Annotated in this window: 20 protein-coding genes; 4 read left to right on the top strand and 16 right to left on the bottom strand. The window is 68.6% G+C overall.

The genetic code is table 11. The features are described from left to right. Positions 1 to 114 precede the first annotated feature (114 nt). Both IG75_RS0121490 and IG75_RS0121485 read left to right on the top strand, forming a co-directional pair. Entirely contained in the window at positions 115 to 468 is a 354-nt protein-coding gene (locus tag IG75_RS0121490; RefSeq protein WP_030523140.1) for an ArsR/SmtB family transcription factor, read from the top strand. Between the two features lie 3 nt (positions 469 to 471). Further along, positions 472 to 915, top strand: a complete 444-nt coding sequence (locus IG75_RS0121485; protein ID WP_174561188.1) for a Fur family transcriptional regulator — start codon at positions 472 to 474, stop codon at positions 913 to 915. A gap of 78 nt (positions 916 to 993) precedes the next feature. On the opposite strand, the gene IG75_RS0121480 is transcribed toward IG75_RS0121485, so the two are convergent. Continuing rightward, positions 994 to 1974, bottom strand: coding sequence for a hypothetical protein (locus IG75_RS0121480; protein WP_030523142.1), 981 nt, complete (start codon positions 1972 to 1974; stop codon positions 994 to 996). A 104-nt stretch (positions 1975 to 2078) separates the two neighbouring features. Between IG75_RS0121480 and IG75_RS0121475 the strand changes: the two genes are divergently transcribed. Continuing rightward, on the top strand, positions 2079 to 2732 hold the full coding sequence (locus IG75_RS0121475) for a TetR/AcrR family transcriptional regulator (protein ID WP_051714785.1): 654 nt from the start codon (positions 2079 to 2081) through the stop codon (positions 2730 to 2732). A gap of 4 nt (positions 2733 to 2736) precedes the next feature. Here IG75_RS0121475 and IG75_RS0121470 read toward each other — a convergent pair whose 3' ends face one another. From IG75_RS0121470 to IG75_RS0121455, 4 genes are all read right to left on the bottom strand, one after another. Continuing rightward, positions 2737 to 3162: a hypothetical protein gene (locus IG75_RS0121470; RefSeq protein ID WP_030523144.1), complete on the bottom strand. Its 426-nt coding sequence runs from the start codon at positions 3160 to 3162 to the stop codon at positions 2737 to 2739. Beyond that, positions 3159 to 3974 (bottom strand): isoprenyl transferase, encoded by an 816-nt coding sequence (locus IG75_RS0121465; RefSeq protein ID WP_030523145.1) that lies wholly within the window; start codon positions 3972 to 3974, stop codon positions 3159 to 3161. The genes IG75_RS0121470 and IG75_RS0121465 overlap by 4 nt, the downstream gene beginning before the upstream one ends. A 94-nt stretch (positions 3975 to 4068) precedes the next feature. Further along, positions 4069 to 4887 carry a DNA repair protein RecO gene (gene recO, locus IG75_RS0121460; RefSeq protein ID WP_051714784.1) on the bottom strand — a complete coding sequence of 273 codons (819 nt, stop codon included), beginning with the start codon at positions 4885 to 4887 and terminating at the stop codon, positions 4069 to 4071. 87 nt (positions 4888 to 4974) lie between these two features. After that, on the bottom strand, positions 4975 to 5472 hold the full coding sequence (locus IG75_RS0121455; RefSeq protein WP_030523147.1) for a cupin domain-containing protein: 498 nt from the start codon (positions 5470 to 5472) through the stop codon (positions 4975 to 4977). 107 nt (positions 5473 to 5579) lie between these two features. Here IG75_RS0121455 and IG75_RS0121450 point away from each other — a divergent pair, with 107 nt between their 5' ends. Then, positions 5580 to 6458: a LysR family transcriptional regulator gene (locus IG75_RS0121450; protein WP_030523148.1), complete on the top strand. Its 879-nt coding sequence runs from the start codon at positions 5580 to 5582 to the stop codon at positions 6456 to 6458. 85 nt (positions 6459 to 6543) lie between these two features. On the opposite strand, the gene IG75_RS0121445 is transcribed toward IG75_RS0121450, so the two are convergent. The 11 genes from IG75_RS0121445 to IG75_RS0121395 all read right to left on the bottom strand — a co-directional run bounded on the left by IG75_RS0121445 (position 6544) and on the right by IG75_RS0121395 (position 16685). Beyond that, positions 6544 to 7737: a cytochrome P450 family protein gene (locus tag IG75_RS0121445; protein WP_081877032.1), complete on the bottom strand. Its 1194-nt coding sequence runs from the start codon at positions 7735 to 7737 to the stop codon at positions 6544 to 6546. Positions 7738 to 7778: 41 nt separating this feature from the next. Next, on the bottom strand, positions 7779 to 9062 hold the full coding sequence (locus IG75_RS0121440) for a cytochrome P450 family protein (RefSeq protein WP_281181608.1): 1284 nt from the start codon (positions 9060 to 9062) through the stop codon (positions 7779 to 7781). After that, the gene (locus tag IG75_RS0121435) at positions 9059 to 9688 is read right to left on the bottom strand and encodes a GTP-binding protein (RefSeq protein ID WP_030523151.1); all 630 of its coding nucleotides are present in this window, start codon (positions 9686 to 9688) and stop codon (positions 9059 to 9061) included. The genes IG75_RS0121440 and IG75_RS0121435 overlap by 4 nt, the downstream gene beginning before the upstream one ends. Continuing rightward, entirely contained in the window at positions 9669 to 10028 is a 360-nt protein-coding gene (locus IG75_RS0121430; protein WP_030523152.1) for a DUF742 domain-containing protein, read from the bottom strand. Before IG75_RS0121430 ends, IG75_RS0121435 begins: the two co-directional genes overlap by 20 nt. After that, positions 10025 to 10438 (bottom strand): roadblock/LC7 domain-containing protein, encoded by a 414-nt coding sequence (locus tag IG75_RS0121425; RefSeq protein ID WP_030523153.1) that lies wholly within the window; start codon positions 10436 to 10438, stop codon positions 10025 to 10027. The genes IG75_RS0121430 and IG75_RS0121425 overlap by 4 nt, the downstream gene beginning before the upstream one ends. 2 nt (positions 10439 to 10440) lie before the next feature. Continuing rightward, the gene (locus IG75_RS36460) at positions 10441 to 12033 is read right to left on the bottom strand and encodes a sensor histidine kinase (RefSeq protein ID WP_063834178.1); all 1593 of its coding nucleotides are present in this window, start codon (positions 12031 to 12033) and stop codon (positions 10441 to 10443) included. Positions 12034 to 12378: 345 nt separating this feature from the next. Next, positions 12379 to 13293 carry a GTPase Era gene (gene era, locus IG75_RS0121415; protein ID WP_030523155.1) on the bottom strand — a complete coding sequence of 305 codons (915 nt, stop codon included), beginning with the start codon at positions 13291 to 13293 and terminating at the stop codon, positions 12379 to 12381. Further along, on the bottom strand, positions 13286 to 13636 hold the full coding sequence (locus IG75_RS0121410) for a hypothetical protein (protein ID WP_030523156.1): 351 nt from the start codon (positions 13634 to 13636) through the stop codon (positions 13286 to 13288). The genes era and IG75_RS0121410 overlap by 8 nt, the downstream gene beginning before the upstream one ends. Further along, on the bottom strand, positions 13629 to 14960 hold the full coding sequence (locus IG75_RS0121405) for a hemolysin family protein (protein ID WP_174561189.1): 1332 nt from the start codon (positions 14958 to 14960) through the stop codon (positions 13629 to 13631). The genes IG75_RS0121410 and IG75_RS0121405 overlap by 8 nt, the downstream gene beginning before the upstream one ends. Then, a complete protein-coding gene (gene ybeY / locus IG75_RS0121400; RefSeq protein WP_030523158.1) occupies positions 14957 to 15526 on the bottom strand; it encodes an rRNA maturation RNase YbeY in 570 nt (189 codons plus the stop codon). Before ybeY ends, IG75_RS0121405 begins: the two co-directional genes overlap by 4 nt. A 58-nt stretch (positions 15527 to 15584) precedes the next feature. After that, entirely contained in the window at positions 15585 to 16685 is a 1101-nt protein-coding gene (locus IG75_RS0121395; RefSeq protein ID WP_030523159.1) for a PhoH family protein, read from the bottom strand. Positions 16686 to 16700: the final 15 nt, after the last annotated feature.

Raw genomic sequence — 16700 nt, 5'->3', positions numbered from 1 at the left:
GGAGCACCGCCGCCGGGTCCGTGCGGGCACGATCCGCGTGCGTATCGGCATGGATATTTGACATGCATACCCATGCATATCAAAATGGGACCGGTTTCCAATAAGGAGTGGACGATGACAACCGACACTGCCGCCGCCGGGCAGCACAATCCCTACCGCTCCCCCGCGCCGGTCCCCATACCCACCCGGACCGTGCTGGAGAACGCCGGAGAACTACTGCGCGCACTCGCGGCACCCGTTCGCATCGCCATCGTGCTACAACTGCGGGAGTCGCCGCGCTGTGTGCACGAGCTGGTGGATGCCCTCGGCGTTACACAACCGCTGGTCAGCCAGCATCTGCGGATTCTCAAATCGGCCGGGGTGGTGCACGGTGAGCGATCGGGCCGGGAGGTCCTCTACGAACTCGTCGACGACCATCTGGCGCATATCGTGGTCGACGCAGTAGCGCACGCCGAAGAAGAAGGGTAATTCGTGTCCGAGAACCTGGTCACCGGCAAAGGGACCGCCACACAGAGAGCAGTCGGTATTCGCACCACGCGGCAACGCAATGCGATCGCCTCGCTACTGGAGGACATCGACAGGTTCCGGTCGGCTCAGGAGCTACACGACGAGCTACGCCGGCGCGGCGAGGGGATCGGACTGACCACCGTCTACCGCACTCTGCAATCACTGGCCGACGCCGGAATGGTCGATGTCCTGCGCACCGACAACGGCGAATCCGTCTACCGGCAGTGCTCGACCGGTCATCACCACCACCTGGTGTGCCGGCACTGCGGTCGCACGGTCGAGGTCGCCGGACCGACCGTGGAGGCGTGGGCGGCCAGCACCGCCTCCAGCCACGGGTTCACCGAGGTCAGCCATACGCTGGAGATCTTCGGAACCTGCCACTCCTGCTCCGCGGTCGGCCGGGGCTAGCACCCCGGAGAAGCTCCGCGTACGGCGAGGGCCGCTACCACCGGGTGGTAGCGGCCCTCGCCGTATTCCGTTCGCGGTTCACGCGGTGACCGGCACCGGCGCCGGCTCGGCGGGCGACGCCGGCTCGACACGGGCCCGATCGCGGATCGCTCCGATACCGAACAGGACGAGGGCGAATCCCGCCCACGCCAGCAGCACCAGTACCGGACGCTGCGCGCCCGCGCCGTCGAAGAACGCCACCGAGCGGAGCAGCGATGCCGCGGCACCCGGGGGCAGCAACTGCCCGATCGTGCCCCACGGTTGCGGCAGCAGCTCGGGAGCGGCGGTGGCGGCGGAGAACGGGTTGCCGATGAGCAGCATGGTCAGCGCGGCGATGCCGATACCGGCCCGGCCGATCACGGTGGCCAGTCCGGCGACCGTCCCGGCTACCGCGAAGGAGACCAGCCCGGCCACCAGTGACAGGGCGAGGTAGCTACCGGGGACGATGGACAGCCACGTCTGGGTGACGAGCATACTCAGCAGACCACCGGCGATGCCGAAGACGAGCGCCCCGAGCGCACGACCACCGGCGGCGGGAATCAGCAGGGTCAGCAGCACACCGCCCGCAATACCGGCCATGACCAGCGGAAGCGCCATGGCGCCGAATCCCGCTCCGCGCGGATCGTCGGGGTCGGCGGGGATAACATCCTCGACCGGCGCGGCCGGCGCGGCGGACATCTGCTGGCCGATCTGGGTGAGCTGCTGGGCGACCGCGGGGGCCGCGCCGGAAGCGACCAGCACCCGCGGCGCGCCGCCGCCGGTCACGATCGCGCCGTAGACCTCACGGTCGCCGATGGCCGCGCGGGCCGCCGCTTCGTCGGGTACGAGCGTGAGCTCGAACGCGCCGGGATTCTGGCCGGTCAGCCGGGCCTCGACCATCGCGGCCTGCGGGCCGGCGACGGCGAGCGGTAGGTCACGGGGCGCGATATTGGTCGCCGGCCACGCAAATGCGATCAGCATCAACGCTTGCAGCAGGGCCGCGCCCACCCCGAGTGCCACGGCGCGCTGGATGACGTTCATGACGTTCTCCCCAGAAAATCGAAGGCTCGTTCTTTTTAGGTGCACTCACCGTCCCACCACCCCCGCACCTTGTCAAGAACGAACATTCGTTTTAGTTTGGACGTATGCCCCGAGTCAGTGACGAACACCTGGAACGCCGCCGTCGGCAGATCCTGGACGCCGCCCGTATCTGCTTCGTCCGCAAGGGCTTCCACCAGACCTCCATGCAGGACGTCTTCACCGAATCGGGCCTGTCCGCGGGCGCGGTATACCGCTACTTCAAGAGCAAGGACGAACTGGTCATCGCGCTCGCGTCGACCGCCGCCGGGGATATCCGCGCGCAGATGACGGCCGTCATCCACAGCGACCCGCTCCCCACCCCGGCGCAACTGGTCGCGCGGATGACGGATTGGATCGACACCCAGAGCGGGCCGGAGGGCCGGATACGCCTGGCGCCGCAGGCCTGGTCACTGGCCCTCGTCGACGAAGAGGCGGCCGCCCCCGTGCGCCGGACCCTGACGGGCATCCGGGAAATGTGGCGCGAATACGCCGAACGGATGCGCACGGCCGGATGGCTACCGCCCGACGCCGACGTGAACGCGGTCGCCGCCGCGCTCTTCGGACTGCTCCCCGGTTTCGTGCTGCAGCACCTGCTGCTGGGCGACCTGGTGCGTGACCAATACCTGCGCGGCGTGGACACACTGTTCCCCTATGGCGACCCGGAAAACCGCGGCACCTGGCCGGCGGCCGGATCCACGACGGTCGCCGGCCCGCCCTGACCGGTCAGGGCAGCAGGCCCTTGCGCGCCTCACCGGCGCCACCGAGCACCAGCAGCAGCATCGTCGTCAACGCCATATCGTCCAGGCCGGCCGCCGGGAAGGTGTAGCGCAGGATCACATCGGCGAGCTTGTCGTGCGCGATCAACGCGATCGAACCGAACTGCAACGACGCGTTCCGTTCCGCCACCCGCTTGTGCAGCTGCGGTTTGAGCGGCCGATCCCAGGCCAGCACACACGTCAGCGACAGCACATCCAGACCCGGTGTCAACGTGAACGCGCTCAGCGAACACAACGCGCCCTGGAAATCGAAACGCAGCGAACCGTCGTTGTCGACCCGGACGTCGATATCGTAGAGCCCCAGCCCGGCACCGGCCCGGGCCTGCAACTCCAGATCCGGTGCCAGCGCACCCGATTCGGCCTCGCCACTCATTTGGTACCCCCGAACCGGCGATCCCGCCGCGCGTACTCGAGACAGGCTTCCCACAGATTGCGCCGATCGAAATCCGGGAACAGAGTCGCCTGATAGACGAATTCGGCGTACGCCGACTGCCAGATCAGGAAATTCGAACTACGGAACTCTCCCGACGGCCGCAGGAACAGATCCACATCCGGCATATCCGGCTCGTCCAGGAACCGGGCGATCGTATCCTCACCGACCTTCTCCGGATCGATCTCCCCCGCCGCCACCCGGCGCGCGATCTCCCGTGCCGCATCGGCGATCTCGGCCCGGCCACCGTAGTTGACACACATGGTCAAGGTCATCACGGTGTTGTCCTTGGTCAGCTCCTGCGCCGTCTCCAACTCCCGGATCACGCTGCGCCACAGACGTGGCCGCCGCCCCGCCCAGCGCACCCGCACCCCCATCTCGTGCATCTCGTCCCGCCGCCGCCGGATCACATCCCGGTTGAACCCCATGAGAAACCGCACCTCATCGGGGCTGCGCCGCCAGTTCTCGGTGGAGAACGCGTACGCCGACAACCACTTCACACCGATCTCGATACAACCCTCGACGGTGTCCATGAGCACGGCCTCGCCCTTTTCGTGGCCCGCGGTACGCGGCAGCCCACGCTCCTGCGCCCAGCGCCCGTTACCGTCCATCACCAGCGCGACATGCCGGGGAACCAGTTCCGCGGGAATCTCCGGCGGGCGGGCCCCGGAAGGATGCGGTGACGGCGGTCGGATGGTACGGGCGGTATCGGACGCGGGCACGTCCGAACCGGTGGTGTCACGACGCAGGATCACGCTCCAAAGCCTAGCTCTGCCGACGGTCCGGCTCCCGACGGGGCAGCCGGGTGCGGTGTCGACCCGGGCGCACGCGAGCCGGGCCGAATCGTCACTACCCTGGGCCCGCCGCACCGGCGACCTGATCTACCGCGCGCAGTTCTTCGCCGGTGTTCGCCGATGCTCCGATGCGGGGTGCGCTACCACTGCGCTCCACCAGCGGCAGGGTGCGGAGTTTGTGTTCCAGATGCCACTGCAGGTGGGCCGCGATCAGTCCGCTGGCCTGCCGGCGCGCCGATTCGGGGATCGTCTCGACCCGTTCCCAGCGGCCGTGGCGGAGCGCCAGCAGCTGGTCGAAGACAGCGGGAGCGGGGGTGACGGCGCCGGGTGGGCGGCAATGGACGCAGACCGCTCCGCCGGCGCCCACATGGAACGCGCGATGCGGGCCGGGGGTGGCGCAGCGAGCGCATTCGTCGACGGCGGGAGCCCAGCCGGCATAATCCATGGCGCGCAGCAGGAAGGCGTCGAGGACCAGTTCGGGCGGGCGCTGCCCTTCGGCGATCGCGTGCAGGGCACCCGCGGTGAGGGTGTGCAGGCGAGGAACGGGGGCGCGCTCCTCACCGGCCAGGCGTTCAGCGGTCTCCAGGACGGCGCAGGCGGTGGTGTAGCGGCCGTAGTCGGCGATGATGGCGGACGTGTTGGCTTCGACGGTGTGGACCTGGGTCACGATATCGAGGCTGCGGCCGGGATGCAGCTGCACGTCGATATAGGCGAACGGCTCGAGCCGGGCGCCGAATTTCGATTTGGTGCGGCGCACCCCTTTGGCCACGGCGCGCACGAGACCGTACTGCCGGGTGAGCAGCGTGACGATACGGTCGGCCTCGCCCAGCTTGTGCTGGCGCAGCACGACGGCATGGTCACGATACAAACGCACGCGACCAGTCTTGCACGTGGTCGTTCTCGTCGCCTCGAGCCGTCCGGGGCCCGGCCTCGGATACACCGTGGGACCGGCTCCGCCCGGTTACGCAGGCGCGTCGGCCGGGCGGCGCCAGGCCGACGCGGGCAGGAAGTGGACGTCGTACCGCTGTTGTTCCGGTAGCAAGCTGTCGAAGTCCGCGTGTCCACGCTGGATCCGGCCGAGGTGACGGAAGTACTCGAACCGCTGGATACCGGGGGTGAGGACGATGAGCAGATCGACCGGCGACCCGGGTGCGGCGCCGAAGGCGTGCGGCATACCCGGCGGCACCACGACGAGACTGCCCGCGGGGGCCGTTGTCGAAGTGCCGTCGAGCAGGAATTCCGCGGTACCGGCAAGCACGTAGAACAGTTCCGTGGACCGCCCGTGGTAGTGCGGCGCGGCCCCGTCCGCACCGGCGCCGAGAGTGAGCCGGTTCGCGCCCAGCGCGCCGCCGGTGTCGACGGCGTCGGCGAGCAGATGGAAGGCCCCTCCGTGGGGTAGGTCCACGATTTCCGCGGTCGCCACAGGTACGACCAGGGCTTCGGGGATACGGTCCGGCATGATGTCTCCTTCGTTCATTGTTGCTCTCAGTGCACACCGGGAAGACAGCGCGAACCAGACGCAGTTGTGCCGGGCAGTGATCACGGATCGAGATCGATGGAGGCGCAGTGGAACTGCGGCAGCTCGAGTACTTCGTGGCCGTCGCCGAGGAGGGCGGCTTCGGCCGGGCGGCCCGGAGTATGAATATCGTCCAGTCGGCGGTGAGCCAGCAGATCGCGCGGCTGGAACGAGAATTCGGGATTCTCCTGTTCGACCGATCGACCCGGCATGTTCGGCTCACCGGGGCGGGCGAACGATTGCTGGACGAGGCGCGGCTCGTACTCGCGGCCTCGCGGCGGATGCGTCGCATCGCCGGGGATATCACGGCGGGCGACGACGGCACGCTGCGACTGGGCACCCTGCACGCACCGGGCGATCGACTGTATCGAGCATTGAACACGCTGGCCGCGATCGCGCCGCGCCTTCAGGTCCGGGCCCGGCGACTGGCGCCGGCCGAGCGACTCGCCGCGGTGCGGTCCGGTGAATTGGACGCCGCTCTGGTGCGCGCGCTACGCCCCTCGGCCGGCCTCGAAGCACTCGAGGTGTGGACCGACCCGCTGTACGTCGCACTCCCGGCCGGCCATCCGCTCGCCGACGCACCCGAGCTGCGGCTCGAGCAGCTCGGGTCCCTCCCGCTGCGCCTGGCCGCCCGGGAGGCCAATCCGCCGTTCCACGATCTGGTCACCGAAGCGTGCGGTACCGCGGGAATCGACCCGCCCGTGGGCCCGCCGTTCACCACCCTGCAGCAGACCCTCGCCGATATCGCCGTGGGCCCGCCGTCGTGGACGGTGTTCTACGAGGTGGCCTCGCTGCCCACCGTCCATGGGATCGCGATCCGGCCTCTCACCGATTTGTCGGTGACGACATCGCTCGCCGTAACGCCCGGGCCGCCCGGGCCGGCCCTGCGCCATCTGCTCGACGCGCTCCACCGAACCGCGGATACCTGACCGCGCCGCCTCACGACCACGGCGTAGTCCGCTCGACAGTCGAACGGGTTTCGGCATCGAGGCCCGGTGGCGAACGACCGGCGCTCTAGCTACCCAGCCGGATGGGGAAGGCCGCCGGATCGTTCTGCGTGAGAACCGGCAGGTTGCCGACCTCGCTCAGCGGCGTGGCGCACTGCAGGTCCGGGAACCGGTCGAACAGCGCGGGCACGGCGATGGACGCCTCGAGCCGGGCCAGGGCCGCACCGGGGCAGATGTGCGGGCCGTAGCCGAAGGAGATGTTGCGGTTGGCGGTGGGGCGAGTGATGTCGTAGGTGTCGGCGTCCGCGCCGTGCAGCGACCGGTCCCGGCCGATCGCGCGATAGGACAGGACGACGCCGTCCCCCTTGGCGATGGTGAAGTCGTCGACGGTGATGTCCTCGGTGGCGAAACGCATCAGCAGGTGGATGACCGGGCCGTCCCAGCGCAGGGTCTCCTCGATCGCCTCCTCCCAGGTGCGGTCGCCGGACCGGACCGCCGCCAGCTGCTCCGGGTGACCCAGCAGGGCGCGGACGGTGGTGATGATCAGGCTGACCGTGGTCTCGTGCCCGGCGGCCACGAGGGCCTTCAGGTTGCCGTGCACCTCCGCCTCGGTGAGCGGAGTCTCGCCGTCGGCAACGTCGTGGATGAAGTCCGAGGTCAGGTCGTCGGCGGGCCGGGCGGTTTTCTCCTTGATCAGACCGGTGTAGTAGTCGTCGAGTTCGGCGAATACCCGCATCCGCTCGTCGTGCGGGGTCAGCAGGGAGAAGAAGGCCTTGTAGGACTCCAGCAGCATGGTGTGATCGGAGCGCGGGACCCCCATCAGCTCACTGACCACCCGCATCGGCAGCGGGTAGGCGAAGATCTGCTTGAGATCGACCACCTCGTTCCCGGCGCCCGCGGCGGCCAGGTCGTCGAGGAGTTCGGCGGTGAACTGTTCGATCTTCGGTCGCAGCGCGCCCAGCCGGCGCGGCGCCAGTGCCCGGGTGGTCTTGATCCGCAGCCGGCGGTGCTCGGCGCCGTCCACGGTGAACATGGAGCGTCCGGCGTCGATCATGCCGATCAACGGCCACTCCCGGGTCACCACACCGGACTGCCACAGATTCCACTGCGTATGGTCCTTCACCAGGCGGGTGTCGGTGAGCAGCTGCCGGGCCAGATTGTGCCGGGTGACGGTCCAGGCGGGCGCACCGAGCAGTTCGATCCTGGTGAGCGCCGGACCCTCGGTCAGGGTGCGGGTCTCCCCCGCGAGATCGGCGACCATCGGGTCGATTGTCAGGGCCGCGGTATGCGGACATTGCTGGCTCAAGAGCCACCTCCAACGGCGGGGACGGGAGTGAAATCGACCGGGAGCGCGGTGAATCCGCGCAGGAAGGGCGAGGGTCGCCGGATCAGGGACTCGGCCGGCACCGCGAGATCGAGGTCGGGTAGCCGGTCGAGCAGCACCTCGATCCCGGTCCGCGCGATGATCTCGGCGATCTGTTGCGCCGGATAGGGGCAGCGGTATTCGCCGTGGCCGAAGGCGAAATGCGCGGCATTGCCGGAGTGGGCGGGTTCGGCGCCGGCGCCCGAGTACTGCCGGATATGCGGATCCGCGTTCGCGGCGGCCAGACCGAGCAGCAACATATCGCCGCGACGCACCAGGGCTTCACCGAGCCGGGTATCGCGCGAAACCCAGCGGCCGGCCAGGATCTGGGTGGGGGTGTCCTCCCACAGCACCTCGGTCATCGCCTGCCCGATACTGTGCCGGGCGGCGCCGAACGCGGCGGCGAACCGGTCGTCGACCAGCATGAGACGGATCGAGTTACCGATCCAGTCGGCGGTCGGCAAGAAACCCGCGGCCATCACCGACTGCATGTTGAGGACGTATTCCTCGTCGGCGAACGGTGCGGGATGGGACAGCATCCGAGACACCAGATCCTGCCCTGGGGCGGCCTTCTTCTGCGCCAGCAGCTTCTGCATGTACTCGACGAACCGGAGATAGGCGGCGGGCGCTTCCGGACCGCCGTCGCACAGTGTCTGCATGGTCTGCGCCAGGTACGGGCCGTCCGCTTCGGGCACGCCCATGATCCACGCCAGCGTCAGCACCGGGAGCAGCTCGGCGAATTCGGTGACCACATCCGCGTAGCCGCGACCACAGAAACGGTCGATCAGCCCGTCGGCGAGTTGTTCACAGGCGGTGCGCAACGCGAACGGGTCCACCGATTCCAGGGCCGGTTCGACCAGGCTCACATGCCGGGCGTGCGCGGCGCCGGCGGTGAAATAGATCCCGGGTTGCGGCCGGCCGACCATGGGCAGCAACGGCCAATCCGGTGGGATCACCGGCCACTGATTCCACAGGCTCGAATCCCGCGGGAACAGCAGGCCGTCCGTGGTGACCTGGTGCAGCTCCCGATAGCCGATCACCAGCCACGCCGGGATACCGCCGATGAGCTCCACCGCGACGACCGGCCCGTACTCGGACCGCATCCGCGTGTAGAGGAGGGCGGGGTCGGAGTGGAAACCGGGACCGTCCAGCGTGACCGCCCCGCTCGGGGTGACCGGGCAACCGCCCGGCGACATCCCGGTGTTGTATTCCAGGCGGGTCACGACCGGGCCTCCACTGTCGCCGCGGGTGGGGCCTGACGCCCGATGAGGTGTTCGACGAGACCGATCAGCACCTGTTTGCCGGCCGCGCGCGAACGCGCGTCACAGGCGAACAGCGGTACATGGGGATCGAGGTCGAGGGCGTCGCGGACCTCGTCCAGCGCCGGCGGGATCGGTTCGAAGGAGTTGCAGGCCACCACGAACGGGGTCCCCTGGTATTCCAGCCGGTCGATCGCGTACCAGGAATCACTGATCCGCCGCGGATCGACGAGCACCACCGCGCCCAGAGCCCCGGTGAACAACCGGTCCCACAGGAACCAGAACCGTTCCTGGCCGGGCGCGCCGAAGACGTACAGCACGTATTCGTCGGTGAGACTGATCCGGCCGAAATCGAAGGCGACGGTGGTGGTCGTTTTCCCGGACACCCCGGACAGATCGTCCACCCCGACACCGGCGTTGGTCATCACCGCCTCGGTGTCCAGCGGCTGGATCTCGCTCACCGCGCGGACCATGGTCGTCTTGCCGACCCCGAAGCCGCCGACGACGACGATCTTCAGGGCATGCCGCACCGAACTGCTCAGTGGCGCCCGGGCACGCGTGGGGCGGTCGTCATAGGCTACGGAGTCCAACTAGCACCTTCTCGAGCATGTCGATATCGAACGTGTCACCGTAAGGGCCCGTATCGAGTTCGGGGTGGCGAACGGTGACTTTGCCTGCGTGCAGCAGGTCCGCGACCAGAACCGTCGCGATGCCGATCGGCAACCGCAATTCGGCCGCGATCTCCACCACCGCGGTGGGTTGCAGGCACATGGACAGGATCGCCGCGTGTTCGTACTGCATGGCCGCCGTGGGCGCGCATTCACTGACCACCAGGGTCACCGGATCGAACTCGTCGGTGGTGGGGGCGGCGCGACCACCGGTGAGCGTGTAGAAACGGTCGGGTTCGTCGTCGCGGCCGGGGCGGTTCACAGCAGCCTCGCTCGGCTCCCTCGCGGCGGCGCGGACAGATATTCCCCGACCTGCTCGATCAGCGCCGCCATCTGGGCGCCGACCAGACCGGCGTCGGCGTCGTCGTCGGCCAGCACCGCGATCTGGGCGCCCGCGCCGGCCCCGACGATGAACAGGATGCCGCCGTAGAACTCGGTCATCGACTGACGGACCCCGCCGCGGCCGTTCCCGAACTCGGCCGAGGCGCTACCCGCCAGCGCCTGCACGCCCGAGGCGATCGCGGCGAGCCGGTCGGCCTGGTCCATGGACAGTCCCGCGGTATGGCACATCTGGATACCGTCCGCGGCCAGCAGCACCGCGTGCCGCGCGCCGGCGGTTTCGCTCAGCAGCCGCTGCAACAGCCAATCCAGTTGCGCTGGATCCGATGTCATCGTCATCGATCGTTCTCCCAGTCGGTTGTCATGGAATGACGGGACGGTCGCGCGGCGCCGTTGCCGGGCGGCTGGATCGGTCCGCCGAACGGCTGGGCGTCGTCCCCGGCACGGCCGGTGACCGCCCGCTGGAAGGCTCCCAGCGCCGACGCCGACGACCGATTCTTCGGAGCCGTATCGTGCGCGGCGGCACCCTCGGAGGAGTCGGGATCGGGCAGACCCCCCGGATGCGCGGCGGCCAGGGTGCTGCCCCGCCGCCGCTTGGGCAGCACCGTGGTGGTGGTCGCTTCGGTCTCGGCCGCGGCCACCGCGGGGAATTCGCCGAAACTGTGCTGCTGGACGCTGTGCCGTCCCGAAACATGCTGGGCCGCCGACCGGCTCGAGGAGTTGTGCCGAGGACGGTCCGAGTCGGCCGCGGCGGCTTCCGCGGGCGCGGCACGGTACCGCGCGCCGGTTTCCGGTACGACGGCGAACGGACCGGAATCGGGTGCGTCTCCGACGCCGGGCGGAAGGACGGCATGGCCTGCCGAATGACCGGTCGGCAGGGCGGGGGTGGCGGGCGGCTCGATCCGGGCGGTGAGTTCGCGCGGGATCATCACGACCGCCGCGGTCCCGCCTATCGCGGACGGCCGGTAACTGACGGTGAGACCGTGTTTGCGCGCCAGCCGCCCCACGACCGCGAGACCGAACCGGGTGCCGTTGAGCGAGGAGAGCCCCTCCGCCGCGTCCCCCTCGGCGCCGGACACGGTGAGCTGCGCCCGCTGTAGCGACGATTCGCTCATCACCAGGCCGCTGTCCTCGATGGTCACCACCAGGCCGGCCGGGATCTCGGCGGCGTAGATGTGCACCTCGGTGGTGGGCGGGGAGAACCGGCAGGCGTTGTCGACGAGTTCGGACAGTGCGTGGATCACGCCCTCGGCCGCGTGCCCGGCGATGGCGATATCGACGATCGCCCGCAGCCGCACCCGCTGGTATCCGCCGACCCGCCCGATCGCGGCCCGCAGAACCCGTTCCATGAGGATCGGTTTGGCCCAGCGCCGGCCGGTGCGGGCACCGCTGAGAATGGCGATACTGTCGGCGAGTCGTCCGGCCTGGGCGGTGGCATGGTCCATTTCGAGCAGATCGGTGAGCACCGCCTGATCGGCGTAGCGGTGTTCCAGCTCCTGCAGATTCGCCAGCATGCTGGTGGTCATGGCCTGCATCCGGCCGGCGGCGTTCGCCAGCGACGCGATGGCCGCCAACCGGCGGCGTTCGCTGGTCGCGCTGACCTCTTTCTCCGCCGCCACCGCCTGTTCGGCGATCGCGGCCCGCTGCTCACTGCGGGCGAGCAGGTCCAGCGTTTCGGCGGTGCGGCGCTGCTCGGCGGTGATCAGGCCGCGGAAGTAGACCGCGGTGGCGACGGCGGTACAGGCCGCCACCACGGCGATCGAGACCCATACGGCGGTGACCGTCCGGTCCGCCGGCGCGACCGACAGTATGGCGGCGGCCAGCAGTCCGATACCGACGGTGACCGAGATTCCCAGGGCCAGTACCGGAGCCAGTAATTGCCTCCGGCCCACCGCCCACGCCGAGGCCGCCGGCACTGATTCGTACATAAGTCGGGTCCCCCCGCTCGCGCTTGGTCCTGCCGACCCAAAGCCGAGCCCGCATGCGGCACCACATCGTGCCCGTTACCGAATCGTCGGATCAAAAAGGGTTTCGCTCCGGTCAATTCGGGTACGGGCCGAAGCATATCGGCCTAGTCCAACCTCCGCCACTCAAAGGAAGCGGAACCTCAGCTAACTTTCAGTGTCGTGAGCGGGTCGGTATCCGGCGCGCAGCCAGGTGCGAAATCGCCTCGTTCGCACCACAATCCGTCTCTCGTATCGCGCGAAACGCGAGGTTCCGGTGCCACCACATCCGCCCCGGAACCATGCCTCCGACCGATACGCCGAGCGACCTCAGAACCCCAGTTTGCCGAGCTGTTTGGGGTCGCGCTGCCAGTCCTTGGCGACCTTCACATGCAGATGCAGGTAGATGCGACTGCCCAGAATGTGCTCGATCTGCTTGCGCGCGTTGGTCCCGACCTCTTTGAGCCGGGCGCCCCCCTTGCCGATGATGATCGCCTTCTGGCTCGGCCGCTCCACGTACAGCAGGGCGTGCACGTCGAGCATGTCCTCGTTCTCCTCGCGCGGCAGGGTCTCCTCGATCACCACCGCCAGCGAATGCGGCAGTTCGTCGCGCACCCCCTCCAGCGCCGCCTCCCTGATGAGTTCGGCCATGAGGGTTTCCTCGGGTTCGTCGGTGAGTTCACCGTCGGGATAGAACGCCGGGCCCGGCGGCATCCGGGAGGCGATCACATCGACCAGTACCTCGACCTGTTCCCCTTTGGTGGCCGACACCGGCACCACATCGGCTTCCGGCCCGAGCAGCTCGGAGACCGCCATCAGCTGGCGCGCGATCTGGTCCTTGCCCACCTTGTCGATCTTGGTGACCACGCCGAGCAGCGTGGTCTTCGGCGCCATCTGCCGCACCTGCTGCACGATCCAGCGGTCCCCCGGACCGATCTTCTCGTCCGCGGGGATGCACAGCGCGATCACGTCGACCTCGGAATAGGTATCGCGCACCAGATCGTTGAGCCGCTGGCCGAGCAGGGTCCGGGGGCGATGCAGCCCGGGAGTGTCGACCAGGATCAGCTGGGTGTGTTCGCGGTGCACGATGCCGCGGATGGTGTGCCGGGTGGTCTGTGGCCGCGAACTCGTGATCGCGATCTTCGCGCCCACCAGCGCATTGGTCAGCGTCGACTTACCGGTATTGGGCCGGCCGACGAAACAGACGAAACCGGAACGGAACTCACCCTCGGTGGGTTCAGGCATCGGAGGCCTCGTAACCCTCGGCGATATCGAACACCGCACCCGAGGCGTCGGCGAAAATGATCTTCGCTCCGGCGGACACCTCGCGGACCGCGGCCACCCCGGCGTCCGCGAACTTCCCGCCGATCACCACCGCGGCCTCGAACCCCTGCGCACCGCTGGAGATCGCGGCCGCGACCGCGGACTGCAGCGCGGTGAGCCGCAGTGCCTGCAACCCGACCTCACCGGCGGCATAGGTGCGCCCGTCGGTATCGCGGATCGCCGCGCCCGCCGCGCCACCGGTGCGACCGAGCGCGCCCCGGGCGAGCACCAGCAACTTGTTGTCCTCGGCATCCAGTTCACTCATCGGCTGCTCCCTCGTCGTGCCGGGCGGACGCGTTCTCCCGCGCCGGTCCCGGATCGGTCTCCGTATTGTGCTCGGACGCCCGGCCCACCACCACGGTGTGCACCCGGACCCGCCCGCGCGCGTCGGCGCCGCCTTCACCGCGCAGCTCCAGTCCGTGCGCGACGACCTCGGCGCCCGGTAGCGGCACCCGGCCCAGTTCGTGCGCGAGCAGCCCGCCCACGGTGTCGACTTCCTCTTCGTCGATCGGCAACCCGTACAGCTCCCCCAGGTCGGCGATCGGCAGCCGCGCCGACACCCGGAACCGGCCCGGATCTATCTCCTCGATCGGCGGCGTCTCGTCGGTATCGTATTCGTCGGCGATCTCCCCGACGATCTCCTCCAGCACATCCTCGATGGTCACCAGACCGGCGATACCGCCGTACTCGTCGACCAGCAGCGCCATATGGTTGCGCCGCCGCTGCATCTCGTCGAGCAGATCGTCGAGCGGTTTGGAATCGGGCATGAACACCGCGTCCCGCATGACCTCGCGCACCCGGACACTGCGCCCGCGGTCGGCGTAGGGCACCAGATCCTTCAGGTAGACGACGCCGAGAATATCGTCGACGTTCTCCCCGATCACCGGGATGCGCGAGTGTCCGCTGCGCACCGCCAGCGACATCGCCTGCGCCACCGATTTATCGGCCTCGATCCACACCATCTCGGTCCGCGGCACCATCACGGCGCGCGCCGCGGTATCGCCGAGTTCGAATACCGACTGGATCATCCGGCGCTCGTCGTCGGCCACCACGCCGCGTTCCCGCGCCATATCGACCACTTCGCGCAATTCGATCTCCGAGGCGAACGGGCCGTTACGGAAACCCTTACCCGGTGTGATCGCGTTACCGAGCAGGATCAGCAACCGGCTCACCGGGCCCAGCAGGGCGCCGATGAACTGCAGCGGCAGCCCCGCCGCCAGCGAGATGGTGTACGCGTGCTGACGCCCCAGGGTGCGCGGCCCCACCCCGATCACCACGTAGGAGACCAGCACCATCACCACCGCGGTCACCAGCAGCGCCCACCCGCTGTCCAGGAAACTGCTCAGCGCGGCGGCGAGCAGCACGGTCGCGGTGATCTCGCACAGAATGCGCAACAGCACCATGAGGTTGACGTAGCGGGGCCGGTCGTCCACGATCCGGCCCAGCCGCACCGCGCCGGGGCGGTCGCTGCGGGCCATATCGTCGAGCCGGGCCGGGGACAGCGTGTTCAGGGCCGAGTCCACCGCGGCGAAGACACCACCCACGGCAGCGAGCAAGACAGCGACCAGCAGCAGGGTCATCTCGTTCACGCGTGCGCGTCACCCGGCCACGAACGGTCGCCCTCCGGGGCCGCGAACCCCGTCTTGCCCAGCAGGCGGGCATCCCGGGCGGCCAGTTCGGCCCGCCGCTGCGCCTCCCGCAACTCCTCGTACCACTGTTCGAGCAACCGGCCCTGCAGCGCGAACATCTCCTTCTCCTCGGCCGGTTCCGCATGGTCGTATCCGAGCAGATGCAGCACCCCGTGCACCGTGAGCAGGGCGAGTTCGTGATCGAGGGAATGACCGGCCTTGGCCGCCTGGTCCAGGGCGAATTCCGGGCACAGCACGATATCGCCCAGCATCGACGGGCCCGGCTCGGGACTGTCCGGCCGGCCGCCGGGCTCGAGTTCGTCCATGGGGAACGACATCACGTCGGTGGGGCCGGGCAGATCCATCCAGCGCATGTGCAGGTCGGCCATGGTGTCGAGATCCACCAGCACCATGGACAGTTCGGCGGCCGGGTGCACATCCATCCGGTCGATCACGAACCGGGCGACGCCCACCAGGTCTTCTTCGGGGACTTCCATACCCGACTCGTTGGCGATCTCGATACTCACCTGGTCAGCCTAATGGGTGCGGCCGGGCCGGGCCCATTCGCACTCGCGCACGGCCGGGTCACCTCCGTGCCGTACGCCCCGCCGCTCGCCGCTGCGCCCGGTTACCCGACATATGCGGCGGGCCCACCGGCGGCCGGGTCTCGGCCTCGAACTTCTCGTAGGCGTCGACGATATCGGAGACCAACCGGTGCCGAACCACATCACTGCTGGTGAGCAGGGCGAAATGGATGTCCTCGATATCGCCGAGGATTTCGGTGGCCGCTCGCAGACCGGACCGGGCGCCGTGCGGCAGGTCCACCTGGGTCACGTCACCGGTCACCACGATCTTCGACCCGAACCCGAGCCGGGTGAGGAACATCTTCATCTGCTCGGCGGTCGTGTTCTGCGCCTCGTCCAGAATGATGAACGAATCATTGAGCGTACGACCACGCATATATGCCAGGGGCGCGACCTCGATCACGCCGGCCGCCATCAGCTTGGGGATGGCCTCCGGGTCCATCATGTCGTGTAACGCGTCGTAGAGCGGGCGCAGATACGGGTCGATCTTCTCGTTCAGGGTGCCCGGTAGGAAGCCCAGCCGCTCTCCGGCCTCGACCGCCGGACGGGTGAGGATGATGCGGTTGACCTGCTTGGTCTGCAGCGCCTGCACCGCCTTGGCCATGGCCAGGTAGGTCTTACCGGTACCGGCCGGACCGATACCGAAAACGATCGTGCTCTCGTCGATCGCGTCGACGTAGCGCTTCTGGTTCAGTGTTTTCGGGCGGATCGTCTTTCCGCGGCGGGACAGAATGTCCAGGCTGAGCACCTCGGCGGGTGATTCGGAACTTCCCTCGGTGAGCATCGAGACCGTATGCCGCACCGCTTCGGGAGTGATCACCCGGTTGCGGCCGGTCAGCGCGACCAGTTGCTCGACGACCCGCTCGGCCAGCGCGACATCGGCCGCCGGACCGGTGAACGTGACCACATTGCCGCGCACATGGATATCCGCGACGAGCAGATCTTCGAGTTCACGAAGGTTTTCGTCCGCGGAGCCGAGGAAGGGGAAAACCGATTCGGGTGCGAGTTCGATACTGGAACGGACGGTGCGTGCCGCGGGCCCCGAGGCACCGTTCTCGCCCGCGGAGGGATTCTGCTCGCCGCTATCGCCTTGTGATCGCACGTAGTCGCTATGGCC

The sequence above is a fragment of the Nocardia rhamnosiphila NBRC 108938 genome (genome assembly GCF_000720425.1).
GTDB lineage: Bacteria > Actinomycetota > Actinomycetes > Mycobacteriales > Mycobacteriaceae > Nocardia > Nocardia rhamnosiphila.
The sequence above is the reverse complement of the archived record's forward strand: the minus strand, read 5'-3'. Positions and strand labels throughout refer to the sequence as shown.

Coding starts and splice junctions, on each gene's coding strand:
- IG75_RS0121490 (WP_030523140.1), top strand. CDS start 115: ATGACAACCGACACTGCCGCCGCCGGGCAGCACAATCCCTACCGCTCC.
- IG75_RS0121480 (WP_030523142.1), bottom strand. CDS start 1,974: ATGAACGTCATCCAGCGCGCCGTGGCACTCGGGGTGGGCGCGGCCCTG.
- IG75_RS0121475 (WP_051714785.1), top strand. CDS start 2,079: ATGCCCCGAGTCAGTGACGAACACCTGGAACGCCGCCGTCGGCAGATC.
- IG75_RS0121470 (WP_030523144.1), bottom strand. CDS start 3,162: ATGAGTGGCGAGGCCGAATCGGGTGCGCTGGCACCGGATCTGGAGTTG.
- IG75_RS0121455 (WP_030523147.1), bottom strand. CDS start 5,472: ATGCCGGACCGTATCCCCGAAGCCCTGGTCGTACCTGTGGCGACCGCG.
- IG75_RS0121445 (WP_081877032.1), bottom strand. CDS start 7,737: ATGGTCGCCGATCTCGCGGGGGAGACCCGCACCCTGACCGAGGGTCCG.
- IG75_RS0121425 (WP_030523153.1), bottom strand. CDS start 10,438: ATGACATCGGATCCAGCGCAACTGGATTGGCTGTTGCAGCGGCTGCTG.
- IG75_RS36460 (WP_063834178.1), bottom strand. CDS start 12,033: ATGTACGAATCAGTGCCGGCGGCCTCGGCGTGGGCGGTGGGCCGGAGG.
- era (WP_030523155.1), bottom strand. CDS start 13,293: ATGCCTGAACCCACCGAGGGTGAGTTCCGTTCCGGTTTCGTCTGTTTC.
- IG75_RS0121410 (WP_030523156.1), bottom strand. CDS start 13,636: ATGAGTGAACTGGATGCCGAGGACAACAAGTTGCTGGTGCTCGCCCGG.